This window comes from Thalassotalea sp. ND16A, from assembly GCF_000764205.1.
Classification (GTDB): domain Bacteria; phylum Pseudomonadota; class Gammaproteobacteria; order Enterobacterales; family Alteromonadaceae; genus Thalassotalea_A.
This window is the reverse complement of the sequence record NZ_JQDZ01000123.1, coordinates 197,872-211,190: the sequence shown is the minus strand read 5'-3', so window position 1 is coordinate 211,190 and position 13,319 is coordinate 197,872. Positions and strand designations below refer to the sequence as shown.

Here is a 13,319-nt window from a genome sequence, read left to right as displayed (position 1 = left end):
TTCTTGGGTAAAAAAGTTTGAAAATGGTCGCATAGTGTTTGAAGTTTGGTTATTTCTGTTTTGTGGTGAAATTAATTTAACCAGATTTCAAACACTTACTCAAATATTTGTGGGGATACTTCAGGTTAAAACCCCGCCAACCAGTTACAAAAAAACCTCCAGCAGGAGGTTTTTTTAGAGACTAAATAATTTATTAATTAGTCGCTTTTGGCGCTTTCAGATAATTGAAGAAATCACTATCTGGTTTCACCACTAAGATATCGCTCTTCGAGTTAAAGCTGTTTTCATACGCTTGCAAGCTACGGACAAAGTTAAAGAATTCAGCATCTTTGTTATAGGCATTGGAATAAACTTTAGCGGCTAAAGCATCACCTTCACCACGTAGGGTAAACGCGTCTTTATTCGCAGTGGCCAGCATTACCGTCACTTTAGCATCGACAGTTGCATGGATCACTTCGGCTTTTTCACGGCCTTGTGAACGATGTTCCTGTGCTACCGCTTTACGTTCGGCACGCATCCGCTCATAGATTGAGTTACTCACCTCTTCCGGCAAGTTAATCCGTTTAACCCGAACATCAACGACTTCAATGCCTAAATCCACTTTACTCGATTCAGCACTAAGCATCGCCTCTTCCATCAATGAATCACGATCGCCAGAAACTATTTGTTTAATGGTACGAGAACCAAACTCGGTACGTAAACCGTTATTCACTTTTTGTTTCAATAGCGCGCGCGCATTGTCGATGTTACCGCCGGCAGTACGTACATAGAAGGTTGAAAAATCAACAATTTTCCATTTCACGTAAGAATCTACCAAGACATCTTTTTTCTCTGCCGTGACGAAACGATCTGGCACATCATCAAGAGTTTGAATACGGGCATCAATTTTATTGACCCGTTCTATCAATGGGATTTTAAAATGCAAACCAGGTTCATAAACCCGCATTTCGCCAGCGCCGTCACGTTTTATTTTCGAGAACTGAAAGACGATACCACGTTCGCCTTCATTGATGACGAACACTGATGATACCGTTAATAGCCCCAGTATGATCAGGATGATAATTGCGAAGTTTTTCATGATTAATTACCCCCCTTGTTGAAGCGATCAGTACGGTTTGATGAAGAATTTACCGTCGAGTTTTTACTTCTTTGCAACGGATTTTGTTGCAAAGGGCTTAACTGCGTTGCACTCGAATAATTTCTCTGCGGTTGTTGCTGCATAATTTTATCTAATGGTAAGTACATCATGTTATTACCACCGTCGACATCAACCATCACTTTCGAAGTGTTTGAATAGACTTTTTCCATGGTGGTTAAATACAAGCGCTGACGAGTCACCTCTGGTGCTGATTTGTATTCGGGTAATAGCTTCTCAAACTTTGCCACTTCACCTTCGGCGGCAAGTACAATTTGCTGTTTATAGGCAATGGCATCTTGTTCTAAACGCTTAGCCCGACCACGAGCTTCCGGTTCTACCGATAACGCGTAAGCTTCGGCTTCTAGCACGAAACGTTCTTCATCTTCTTTCGCGGCAATGGCATCATCAAACGCATCTTTCACCTGTTCTGGTGGACGCGCATCTTTAAAGTTGACATCGGAAATTAATAAACCCATGTTGTAGGCGTCAATTACTTTTTCAAGCTCGGCCCATACCGACTGACGTACTTGTTCACGACCAGAGGTTAGTACTTCATCCATTTTTGAATGACCAACAACATAACGGATGGCACTGTCAAACGCATGCTCTAAACTGCCATCGGCGTTAGTCACACTGAATAAGTAATTGCGGGCATCAACGATACGGTATTGAACTTGCATTTCAACCCGAACGACGTTTTCATCTTCGGTTAACATGAAGCCGCTGGCAGGCAGGTTGCGTGTGGTTTGTACATCCACCGGGATAACTTTTTGCACAAACGTTGGTTGCCAGTGAATACCTGGTTCAACTAAACCATTAAATTCACCAAATTGTAGCACTACGCCGCGCTCAGCTTCTTTGATGGTATAAAAGCCACCTACCGCCCAAACGACAACGGCAATGGCAATGATTATGCCGGCACCAAAACTGCTAAAACTTTTGCCGCCACCAGATTTCCCTGGTTTATTGCCGCCAAAAATCCCGCCAAATTTATTGCCAAGATCTTTTAGTAATTCGTCTAAATCTGGTGGTCCTTGATCACGACCGCCTTTATTTTTCCAGGGATCATTATCGTTTTTCCCCGGTTCATTCCAAGCCATTTTGCTCTCCGATAGGTTGCAATATTAAAAATATGTATTAATAACGATTGGTTAATAATACCAATAGGTTAATGTTGGATAAAGCCCTCTAGGTCAGTTTTACCAACTTTCAACAATTTATTCCACTCGCGCAAAGGTAAAGTTACATCCAAGAAACAATTGCCTTGTTCATCATAGCTCTCTTCTTTTATACAATTTAATTGATATAAAGTTCCGCGCAATTTACCGGCACTGGGCGGTATCTTTAACCGGTGCTCGATTAATTCGGTCGCCAGCAACTCGGTTAACGCCGCGCTTAACAACTCTAAACCGATATTGGCTCTGGCCGATAGCCATACCCTGATAGGTTTGCCCTGCTCATCCCGATCAATTCTTGGTGCAACGTCATGCAGATTATCAATTTTATTGCACACCAGCAATTGTGGTATTTCGTTCGCTTCAATTTCTTTCAACACCGCATCTACCTGGGCAATATTATCTGCCCGCCGTTCATCACTAATATCTACCACATGCAGTTGCAAATGTGCTTCGCGGGTTTCTGTGAGTGTTGCTTTAAACGCCGCCACTAAATCGTGTGGTAAATGACGAATAAACCCCACGGTGTCGGCTAAAATAATTTTCCCTACATCTTCTATATGGAGTTTACGCAGCGTTGGATCAAGGGTAGCGAACAATTGATCGGCAGCATAAACATCCGAGTCAGTAATACGATTGAATAACGTGGATTTACCAGCATTGGTATAACCGACGATAGAGACTGTAGGAATTTCAGCACGCTCACGGGCACGTCGCCCCTGATGTCGCTGCTTTTCAACCTTGGCCAAACGACCACGAATATTATGCATACGTTCACGTAATAATCGTCTATCGGTTTCTAACTGGGTTTCACCCGGGCCACGTAAACCGATACCACCTTTTTGCCGCTCTAAATGGGTCCAACCGCGGATTAGCCGGGTGCTCATATGACGCAATTGCGCCAACTCAACCTGTAACTTACCCTCATGGGTACGGGCCCGTTGCGCAAAAATATCTAAAATTAACGTGGTTCTGTCAACCACTCGACATTGACACAAGGCCTCAAGATTTTTTTCTTGTGACGGTGATAATACGTGATTAAACAAGATCACATCCGCATCAAACAGATTTACCGCTTCACGTATCTCTTCAGCCTTGCCGCTGCCAACAAAATACTTAGGATGCGGGGTGTCACGTTTACCGGTAATTACTGTTAAAGAATTTATCCCGGCAGAAGATACCAACATTTCAAATTCTTGCAGGTCTTCGCGGGCGTTTTCTTGCGGGAAATCTATGTGAACAAGTACTGCTTGCTCACCTGCTTGATGCCTATCAAACAAATGAGCAACTCCAATTCATTTTCATTTAAGTGTTATTCCATCGGTTGATTAAAATCAGCCGGAGATGTGTTTACTGCACGAGAAGGAACTACCGTTGAGATAGCATGTTTGTATACCATTTGACTCACGGTATTTTTCAATAGAATTACGAATTGATCAAATGATTCCACCTGACCTTGTAATTTAATACCATTGACAAGATAAATTGCCACAGGAATGCGATCACGACGTAACGCATTCAAAAACGGGTCTTGTAAAGATTGCCCTTTTGCCATTATTTTGGCCCCTTATTGTTATTGTTAATCCGATAAACCGGATACTGCTAAACTAATTAAATTTATATTTTCATTAAGTGCATGTTCTAATTGTCATGTAAATATTTAGTTGAAATTTAACTAGTTACACAACGAGCTTCTTAATTATACACTATGATTTGAACTTTGCTAATTGATATATAAAAAGCCGATAAAAATGACTTACCAACAAATGCTTTACCCTAAAACAACCGTTCGTTAACCGCGATAATTGAGCTGTTGCAACACTTGCTGCAAATTATTTTCATCATTGGTCGTTAGCCAGGTCAAATTTGGCCAACCACGCAACCAGGTTAATTGCCGCTTAGCCAATTGTCTGGTAGCACACACGCCACGAAACACCATTTCGTCAAAATCAAACTCACCATTTAAATGTTGCCACATTTGACGATAACCAACACAGCGAACAGACGGCAGGTTTTCATGCAAATCTGCACGTTGCATCAATTGCTCTACTTCTGCCTGAAACCCTTGTTCCAGCATAATGTTGTATCTAAGTTCAATTCTTTGGTGCAATTCGGCGCGCTCGGTCGTGCTGATGGCAAACTGTAATACTTTACCATCAAGAGTTTCACCTTTTACTTGCGTTAACTCAGTCATCGACTTATTGGTAAGGCGATACACTTCCAAAGCCCGAATAAGACGCTGTGGATCATTGGGATGAATCCGCTCTGCGGCAACCGGGTCAACTTGTGCCAATAGCTGATGCATATGGTGCCAGCCACTCACCTCGGCTTCGGCTTCAATAGCGGCTCTAATTTCAGCATTGGCTGCCGGTAATGGTGAAATACCTTCAAGCAAACTTTTGAAATACATCATGGTGCCGCCAACCAATACCGGAATGCGGCCGCGACTGCGAATTTCCGCAATTTCACGTTTGGCATCGCGACAAAAATCCGCGGCCGAATAACTTTCACTCGGATCAATAATATCGATCAGCCGATGCGGGTATTTGGCTAACTCTTCGCTGGTTGGCTTGGCACTGCCGATATCAAAGCCTTTATATACCAGAGCAGAGTCGACGCTAATTATGTCACACGGCAGGTGGTCACTTAATTGAAAGGCAAGATCAGTTTTACCTGAGGCGGTAGGCCCCATAATACATATCACTGGTGGTAAATCTGCTTGCTTGCTGTCGCTCATAATAGCTAATGCTGCCTGCTGTCACTGTTCTGCTGAATTGAACAGGGTTATTGTAATTGCTTAATGTAGGATGTTAGGTCGACTTCTCGAGAATTCAAGCGCAGATAATCAGAAAGATCAAAATTTTTCAGCGAGTTGCTATTCAGCAACACTTGCTGGGCCTGAATAAAATCAATGGTTTCTGGTAGTTTTAGCTGGGCAAACGCATTGACCCAGGCGCTGGTATCCAGCTCATCGACAGCGGTTAATAGCGCCAATAACTTGTTAAAACTCTGATTGATATCTTTATCTCTTAGTTGTGCCGGATACTGGCGAATAATGCATTGCTTGCCTTTTAGCTCTAACACGATGCCGGCCTGATTAAAGCCGGCTTCATTGTTGGCAATAAATTGCCATTGCTCATCACTGACACTCACCGAAACCGGTAATAACAAGGGTTGCGAAACTATGCCGGAGGCAAACGATTGTTGCAATTGCCATTGGGTAATTTGTAGCAACATCGGCATTAATTTTAAACAACACAACTGTTGCTGATACTCGATTAAAGCAATGTCAGTGGCAACCATTTTCAATAAGCGCAGCTTTGTGGTTGGTGCTTGCTCTAACTGACCATTGGCAACAGGCATAGCTTGCTCTGCTGATTGGCTAATAACAACATCAGCATAACTTTGACCAGATGAAGGTTTCGTTGATTGAGTTGTCAGTAGCGATTGATAATTGTCTAGCGCCTGCGTTGATGGCCTGTCTGTTGAGTAGCGGCTACTTTGCTGCGGTTGCTGACCTTGCTGCCGCTCTGCCTGGTTAAATGCCTGAGTTTGTTCATTTATCGCCGTTAACGGTTGCACATAGTCGCGACTACTGCTTTGACAACCACTAACAGATTGAAATTGTTCACTAAGATTTTCTTGCTCACTCAGCAGAGTTTGCTCAATGGCCGAACAAATAAAGTCATGAACGAAACGTGCCTGATGAAATCTGACTTCATGTTTGGACGGGTGCACATTAACATCCACGTCGCAAAAATCGAGATTTAAGAACAACACGAACGCCGGATAGCCATCGTGATTTAACCGTTCACCGTATGCCTGCCTGATCGCATGGTTAATTAATTTATCCCGCATCATCCGGTCATTAACGTAGCTATAACACAGATCATTCTGGCTACGGAAAAATTGCGGCTTGGCGATCCAGCCCCACAAATGTAAGTTATCGTGTTGAAATTCAAGCGCAATGGCATTGTCGATAAAACTTTGGCCACAAACACTGGCGATGCGTTTCTCAATTTGTTTGTCGGTTTTGGCGCTGCGGTACTGGCGTATTACTTTGCCGTTATGGCTTAATACCATAGTGATGTCCAGCTTTGACAAGGCAATGCGTCGTACCACTTCATCAATATGGGTAAATTCGGTTTTTTCAGTCCTTAAAAATTTGCGCCGGGCCGGGGTATTAAAAAATAAATCTTCAACATCAATGCTGGTGCCATCTGGATGCGCTGCCGGTTTTACCTCAACCTGCATATCTCGGCCAAACGCAACCGCTTGCCAGGCGGAGTCTTGTTCGGCCGGTTTCGAGGTTAAGGTTAATCTGGCAACCGAACTGATACTGGCAAGGGCCTCACCACGAAATCCCAAACTGTCGATCGATTCGAGATCGTCAAGATTTTTAATTTTACTGGTGGCATGGCGAGATAACGCCAGGGTTAACTCATCTTTGATGATACCTTTGCCATTGTCGGTAATTTTAATACGCTTAGCGCCGCCTTTTTCGATATCGATATTGATTTTAGTGGCACCGGCATCGATGGAGTTTTCCACTAATTCTTTGACCACAGAAGCTGGACGTTCGACCACTTCTCCAGCAGCTATCTGGTTAGCAAGACGAGCTGGTAATACCGCAATAGACATGAATTTACTCTTAACTGATTATTAGTTAACCCGGGGAATGGTCAAGGTTTGACCAATTCTAACCACATCGGTTTTAAGATTGTTTGCCAACTTTAAGTCTTTCACCGATATTTTATAACGTTGGGCTACCACTGATAACGATTCGCCCCTGCTGATTTTATGCTGGGTTGGTTTTAAACTTGCGAGTAACGAGCCTTCTGGCGGATAGCGAACAAAGTATTTTTTCATGCCGGTAAAAATGGCCTTGGCCAATTTTTTTTGATGATTGGCAGACATTAAATTTTTAAAATCGTACGGGTTAGAAATAAAACCTGTCTCCACCAACATAGATGGTATATCGGAAGATTTTAGCACCGCCAAACTTGCATTTTGTGGCTTCGATTTATGCATTTTGGTGATTTTTTTCATCTCTTTAATGACATTATTGGCCATACGGTCACTAATTTCTAACGATTTGTCTTTGGTTAAATCGGCGAGGAATACCGCCAAATTATCGTCATTAGTGCGCTTGATCAATTCACCGCCACCGCCGAGTAACTCTGAGTTTTTTTCTCGATTGACCAGCCAACGGGATAATTCTGATTGTGCGCGAGAATTATTGACGATCCAAACGGAACCGCCTCGAGGCTGTGAAGTACGAAACGCATCGGCGTGTATTGAGACTAAAAAGTCTACCTGTTTTTTCCGTGCCAGTTCGGTACGGCGGTTTAAATTGACAAAATAGTCACCGGTGCGGATCATCACCGCTTTCATCCCCGGTTCCTGGTTAATAATTTTTTCTAAGCGTTTGGCAATGCTTAAGGTAATGCGTTTTTCATGGGTGCCATTTTTTGAGATTGAGCCCGGATCTTCACCGCCATGGCCAGCATCGATGCCGATAATAACATCACGCTTGGTATTTTTCGGTTTATGCTTGGCCACCACAGTACGGTTATGATCCAATAAATCCACTACCAACCGATTGCCATAAGGCCCGGTAGGGTTAAGCACAAAGATGTTCTCTTGGTAAGTGCCGCTAAGCTCGAGCACCAAACGTACCGAATTTTTATTTTTTCCGGTACTGGTTCGAATCAGTTTGATCCGGGTGTCGTTTTTCGCAAGGTTGGATAAATTGGCGGCATTAACCGTATTGTTAAAGTCGATCACTAAACGATCAGGGCTTTTCAGGAAAAAATAGCTGTGTTCCGGTTTACCATCCAAATCAAACACTACTCGGGTATTTTCTGGTGCCGGCCAAATTCGCACACCTTCGATCACATTTAGCGCCCAGGCATTGAGGCTAAATAATGTGAAGCATATGATAATGATTGTTTTGGTTATGCTGCTCATCTTACTTTAACGTTTTCCCACAAGCGATAGTTGAAAACTCTACCAATTACCCTTGTCTTTTTATTGTTTTAGTTTGTTGTACTAATGCCGCGATTAGTTGCTCACCTTTACTACTGTTTGCTTGTAAGGTAATGAGTCTTTGCCGGTCATTATACTGCAAGTTTATAATAAGGTCTTCTTGGGGTAAAAGACCAGCACCTTTTTCTGGCCATTCAATAAAACAACAAAATTTTTGCGCAAAATAATCGCGAATGCCCATATATTCTAATTCTTCCGGATCGCCCAAACGATACAGATCAAAATGATACACATGCCAAGGCGCTAACTCGTAGGGTTCCACCAAAGTATAGGTTGGACTTTTTACATTGCCGTTATGGCCCATGCCTTGCACAAAACCTCGGGTTAAGGTGGTTTTTCCGGCGCCCAAATCACCATGCAAAAAGACCAGCAAACTGGCTAGATCTAATTGTTGGGTGATCGCGGCTAATCGCTTGCCCATGGCAACCGTTGCCTGTTCGTCGCTTAAGTCTAATGTTATTTGCGCTAATTTTTTCATTAACTATTGATTTACCAATTGTCTTATAAAGGGAAATAGATCACTGGCCAACAGGCCCTTTTGACCATTGATGATTGCCATATCGGCCGCTTTGCCATGAATATGCACGGCATATTTGGCCGCGGTATATATATTGTCAGATTGTAATATTAATGCGCCAAGGATACCAGCTAAGACATCCCCCATACCACCAACGGCCATCCCGGCGTTACCGGTAATGTTAATGGCGACGCTGTCACCATCACTAATTAGGCTACCGGCACCTTTTAACACACAAATGCCGCCATACTTTACGGCGATGGCTTTTACTGCGGAAAATCGATCCGCTTCAATCATGGTTACCGACGTATTTAGTAGCCGAGCGGCTTCGCCAGGGTGCGGTGTGAGTACCCAATTGTCACGATATTGCGGATATTCGGCCAACAGGTTTAGGCCATCGGCATCGACGACCATAGGCTTATTCAACGCTAACGCCTGCCTGAATTTTGTTTCGGCCCAATCGTTAGAGCCCAGACCTGGGCCAAGCACAACGGCATCAACCTTGGTTAATTTTTGCTGATGATCTGTGCCATCACTTACCTCAAGATCAGCAAGCATGAGCTCCGGCCTGGTCGCAGTGATGATGACTTGATTTTCTCGATGGCAAGCAACCGCGACCAAACCCGCGCCTGCTCTCAGCGCGGCTTCACTGGCAAGACGGGCAGCCCCGGGCATGCCTTTATTACCGGCAATGGTTAAGACAAAGCCACTATTGCCTTTATGCGCACTGGCTTGCCGTGTTGCCAGTGGCGTTAAATGGGCCGGTGCATTAATAGACGTTTTACTGGCAATCTGTTTAGCAAATTGTTGAGCTATGCCCAAACCGGCAAGATACAACTGGCCACAATAATCATTAGCTTTACCGGTTAACAGGCCAATTTTCATCGCCACAAAGGTCACCGTAATATCCGCGACAATGGCACAACCTTGCACCTGGCCGGTATTGGCATTCAAACCTGAGGGTAAGTCCAAACTTAAAACGGGGCTATCGTGAGCATTTATCAACTCAATCAGTGAGCGAAAATTGTCTCTTACCGCACCTTTAATACCAGTACCTAGCATGGCATCAATAATGACATCGATACCATTTAAATCGATATCATCAATGTTATCGATACGGCCACCAGCATCGATAAACTGTTGACTGGCAAGCTTTGCATCCCCTTGATAATCATCAAGCGCTGCCAGCGAGTGCAGATAAACACGCATACCAAACTGCAGCGCCAGTCGCGCCAAGACAAAGCCATCGCCAGCATTATTACCCCGACCACATACCACCAAAACAGTGTTGCAAGCTGGCCATTGTTGCTGCAGTAGTTCAAATGCTGATTGGCCGGCAGCGACCATTAATTGATACAAAGTTAACTGTTGCTGCCTGGCAATTGCGCCCTCATTGCGTGCAACCATTTCAGAGTGATAGGCATGTTGTGGTATGCTTGCCAAAAATTTTACTGGTAACATAAACGATCCCATGAATGAAAGTGCTGCTATTAACTATCAGGAACTGGCTGAAAAAATCAAGCTTTGGGGCAAAGAGTTTGGTTTTGCTGATGTCGGCATTTGTGATGTTGATTTAAAAAGCCACGAAAAAGCCTTACAACATTGGCTGGAGCAGGGCTATCACGGCAATATGGATTATATGGCCAGGCACGATCTTATGCGTGCCCGACCTGATGAATTGCTACCGGGTACCTTACGGGTAATTTCGGTGCGCTTAGATTATTTACCGACCGATGCAAAATTTGCTAAAACCCTGAAGCGAGAGCAACATGCGTTTATTTCCCGCTATGCCCTGGGCCGCGATTATCATAAATTAATGCGCAACCGCTTAAAACAACTGGGCAAAAAAATTGAACACTATTGCCATGACCTTAACTTTCGTCCGTTTGTCGATTCCGCGCCGGTATTAGAACGCCCGCTTGCTGAAAAAGCAGGACTTGGTTGGGTAGGAAAACACAGCTTACTGTTGAATAACCAGGCTGGCTCCTGGTTCTTTCTTGGCGAATTGATGGTCGATATCCCGTTACCGGTAGATACGCCAAAAGCCAATCAGTGTGGTCAATGCGTTGCTTGCATTAAAATTTGCCCAACCAAAGCTATCGTTGCCCCTTATGTGGTGGATGCCAGACGCTGCATTTCGTATTTAACCATAGAGTTAAGAGAGGCGATTCCCCTCGAGTTTCGAGCATTAATTGGCAACCGTATCTATGGCTGTGATGATTGCCAGCTGATTTGCCCATGGAATAAATTTGCCAAACTCTCCGCTGAAAATGATTTTCAGCCAAGAAACCGGCTAGATAATATCCATTTACTGGAAATATTTTCCTGGAATGAACAGGAATTTTTAAAAAATACCGAGGGCTCACCCATTCGCCGCATTGGCTTTGATTGTTGGCAACGCAATATCGCCGTGGCCTTAGGTAACGCCAGCTACGATGAGCAAATAGTCAGTGCGTTAGCGCAACAACATATCGGTGCCAGTGCGATGGTACAAGAGCATATTGATTGGGCCTTAGCACAACAACAATTAAAGCTTGAACAGCTGGCCGAAAATAAAAACCAGCGTTTAACTGCGCGTTTAATTCGCACCATTGAGAAAGGTTTACCCAGGGATGCTTAAAGCTGACGCTAATGCCATAACGTTCGCAGCAAAAGGCGACTAAGCAACTTGCCCGGCCGCCCAGCCGCTAGACCAGGCCCATTGAAAATTATACCCCCCCAGCCAGCCAGTGACATCCGCCACTTCACCAATAAAATACAAACCGGGTACTTTTTTACTTTCCATGGTTTTTGAAGACAACTCATCGGTATCAACCCCACCTAAGGTCACTTCGGCGGTGCGATAGCCTTCAGTGCCATTGGGTTTGATTTGCCATTGGTGAAAGTATTGTTCAAGCTCGGCAATTTCGCTGTGGCTTAATTGATTTATCGCTTTATCGGGTAACTCGTTGGCGTCATACAATCGTTCAATCAAACGTTTTGGCAGGATGTGCGATAGAGCGGTTTTTAACGCTCGTTGCGGGCTCTCCTGCCGAACATGGGCCAGGTGTTCGGTTACGTTTAAATCCGGCAGTAAGTTAATACTTACTTCTTCTCCGGCTCGCCAATACGATGAAATTTGCAGAATTGCCGGGCCAGACAGACCACGGTGAGTAAACAAGATATTTTCGCGAAAGCTGGTACCACTTTCACTAGTAACGATGCAATCGACACTGATACCCGACAGACCATCCAACTTTTGTTTATCATGATCTTGCAAGGTAAAGGGTACCAATGCCGCACACGTTGGCAATACGGTTAAGCCAAACTGTTCGGCAATTTTATAACCGATTGGAGTAGCACCAAGCTTTGGCATGGTTAGCCCGCCAGCAGCGATCACCAGTGACTGGCATTGATAGTCTTTGCCATTGGTGGTGACAATAAAACCATCATCGTGCTGATTGACCTTATGCACTTCACTTTGTAAATGAACTTGCACGCCAGCCCAGTCACATTCGGTGAGTAACATATCGACGATATCGTGGGCGCTGTTATCGCAGAACAGCTGTCCTAAAGTTTTGTGATGATAATCAACGCCATGCCGTTCTACCATGTCGATGAAATCGTACTGGCTATAGCGAGATAGCGCCGATTTAACAAAGTGCGGGTTCTGGCAAAGGTAGTTTTCAGGCGCAGCATGTTGATTGGTGAAATTGCAGCGCCCACCACCACTGATGATAATTTTTCGGCCTGGCTTTTTGCCCATATCTACTACCACCACACTGCGGCCGCGGTAACCGGCATTTAATGCGCACATTAATCCGGCGGCGCCGGCACCAATCACTAACACATCAACGTTTTGCAGAGCCATAACGGTTAAACCTTTGTTGTTTACTATCGTTTAAATGCGGTTTTCACTTTACTGATCACGCGCCAACGGGCTCAGGCATGACCGAAACCGGGCCTTGTTTCGCCATTTCCGCCAAATCTTTGTCAACGAAGAACAAAGCATGACCGTCACTACCCACCAGTTCAATCTTATCAAGAATGCTTTTAAACAGCGTTTCTTCTTCGTGTTGTTCGGCAACAAACCACTGTAAGAAATTAAAGGTAGAGTAATCTTGATTGCTGAACGCCGCATGGGCTAAATCATTGATCTTTTCGGTAATTAAACATTCATGCTCATAGGTGGCTTGAAACACCGCGCTTAACGACTCGAACTGATGATCAGGTGCGTCAATCGCCCCTAAAATTGGCATGGCGCCGGTTTCACTCACATATGTGAATAAACGGTTCATGTGCTGCATCTCTTCGATGGCATGGTTGCGTAAAAAGGCAGCGGCGCCTTCAAAGCCTTTGTCTTCACACCAGGCACTCATTTGCAGGTATAAATTGGATGAATAAAATTCCAGGTTAATTTGTGCATTTAACTGCTCAACCATTTGTGCTTTTAACATAGTTT

The 13,319-nt window shown here is 44.2% G+C and carries 12 protein-coding genes; 1 reads left to right on the top strand and 11 read right to left on the bottom strand.

Annotated features, from left to right (window positions below; all coding sequences use genetic code 11):
* Positions 1 to 193 precede the first annotated feature (193 nt).
* From hflC to ND16A_RS00955, 9 genes are all read right to left on the bottom strand, one after another.
* Positions 194 to 1,078, bottom strand: coding sequence for a protease modulator HflC (hflC, locus tag ND16A_RS00915; RefSeq protein ID WP_033079302.1), 885 nt, complete (start codon positions 1,076 to 1,078; stop codon positions 194 to 196).
* A gap of 2 nt (positions 1,079 to 1,080) precedes the next feature.
* Entirely contained in the window at positions 1,081 to 2,238 is a 1,158-nt protein-coding gene (hflK, locus tag ND16A_RS00920; RefSeq protein WP_033079301.1) for an FtsH protease activity modulator HflK, read from the bottom strand.
* A 68-nt stretch (positions 2,239 to 2,306) separates the two neighbouring features.
* Positions 2,307 to 3,593 (bottom strand): ribosome rescue GTPase HflX, encoded by a 1,287-nt coding sequence (hflX, locus tag ND16A_RS00925; RefSeq protein ID WP_033079300.1) that lies wholly within the window; start codon positions 3,591 to 3,593, stop codon positions 2,307 to 2,309.
* A gap of 32 nt (positions 3,594 to 3,625) precedes the next feature.
* Positions 3,626 to 3,868, bottom strand: coding sequence for an RNA chaperone Hfq (gene hfq / locus ND16A_RS00930; RefSeq protein ID WP_033079299.1), 243 nt, complete (start codon positions 3,866 to 3,868; stop codon positions 3,626 to 3,628).
* A gap of 237 nt (positions 3,869 to 4,105) precedes the next feature.
* The gene (miaA, locus tag ND16A_RS00935) at positions 4,106 to 5,050 is read right to left on the bottom strand and encodes a tRNA (adenosine(37)-N6)-dimethylallyltransferase MiaA (protein WP_033079298.1); all 945 of its coding nucleotides are present in this window, start codon (positions 5,048 to 5,050) and stop codon (positions 4,106 to 4,108) included.
* Positions 5,051 to 5,097: 47 nt separating this feature from the next.
* Positions 5,098 to 6,954 carry a DNA mismatch repair endonuclease MutL gene (gene mutL / locus ND16A_RS00940; protein ID WP_033079297.1) on the bottom strand — a complete coding sequence of 619 codons (1,857 nt, stop codon included), beginning with the start codon at positions 6,952 to 6,954 and terminating at the stop codon, positions 5,098 to 5,100.
* A 21-nt stretch (positions 6,955 to 6,975) separates the two neighbouring features.
* The gene (locus ND16A_RS00945; RefSeq protein ID WP_033079296.1) at positions 6,976 to 8,283 is read right to left on the bottom strand and encodes an N-acetylmuramoyl-L-alanine amidase; all 1,308 of its coding nucleotides are present in this window, start codon (positions 8,281 to 8,283) and stop codon (positions 6,976 to 6,978) included.
* Positions 8,284 to 8,329: 46 nt separating this feature from the next.
* Positions 8,330 to 8,839 (bottom strand): tRNA (adenosine(37)-N6)-threonylcarbamoyltransferase complex ATPase subunit type 1 TsaE, encoded by a 510-nt coding sequence (gene tsaE, locus ND16A_RS00950; RefSeq protein WP_033079295.1) that lies wholly within the window; start codon positions 8,837 to 8,839, stop codon positions 8,330 to 8,332.
* A 3-nt stretch (positions 8,840 to 8,842) separates the two neighbouring features.
* Positions 8,843 to 10,339 carry a bifunctional ADP-dependent NAD(P)H-hydrate dehydratase/NAD(P)H-hydrate epimerase gene (locus ND16A_RS00955; protein WP_033079294.1) on the bottom strand — a complete coding sequence of 499 codons (1,497 nt, stop codon included), beginning with the start codon at positions 10,337 to 10,339 and terminating at the stop codon, positions 8,843 to 8,845.
* Here ND16A_RS00955 and queG point away from each other — a divergent pair.
* Positions 10,311 to 11,498 carry a tRNA epoxyqueuosine(34) reductase QueG gene (queG, locus tag ND16A_RS00960; protein ID WP_235282262.1) on the top strand — a complete coding sequence of 396 codons (1,188 nt, stop codon included), beginning with the start codon at positions 10,311 to 10,313 and terminating at the stop codon, positions 11,496 to 11,498. The genes ND16A_RS00955 and queG overlap by 29 nt on opposite strands.
* A gap of 39 nt (positions 11,499 to 11,537) precedes the next feature.
* Here queG and ND16A_RS00965 read toward each other — a convergent pair whose 3' ends face one another.
* Together ND16A_RS00965 and ftnA are read right to left on the bottom strand one after the other, a co-directional pair.
* On the bottom strand, positions 11,538 to 12,722 hold the full coding sequence (locus ND16A_RS00965; RefSeq protein ID WP_033079351.1) for an NAD(P)/FAD-dependent oxidoreductase: 1,185 nt from the start codon (positions 12,720 to 12,722) through the stop codon (positions 11,538 to 11,540).
* 61 nt (positions 12,723 to 12,783) lie between these two features.
* Positions 12,784 to 13,314: a non-heme ferritin gene (gene ftnA, locus ND16A_RS00970; protein ID WP_033079293.1), complete on the bottom strand. Its 531-nt coding sequence runs from the start codon at positions 13,312 to 13,314 to the stop codon at positions 12,784 to 12,786.
* Positions 13,315 to 13,319: the final 5 nt, after the last annotated feature.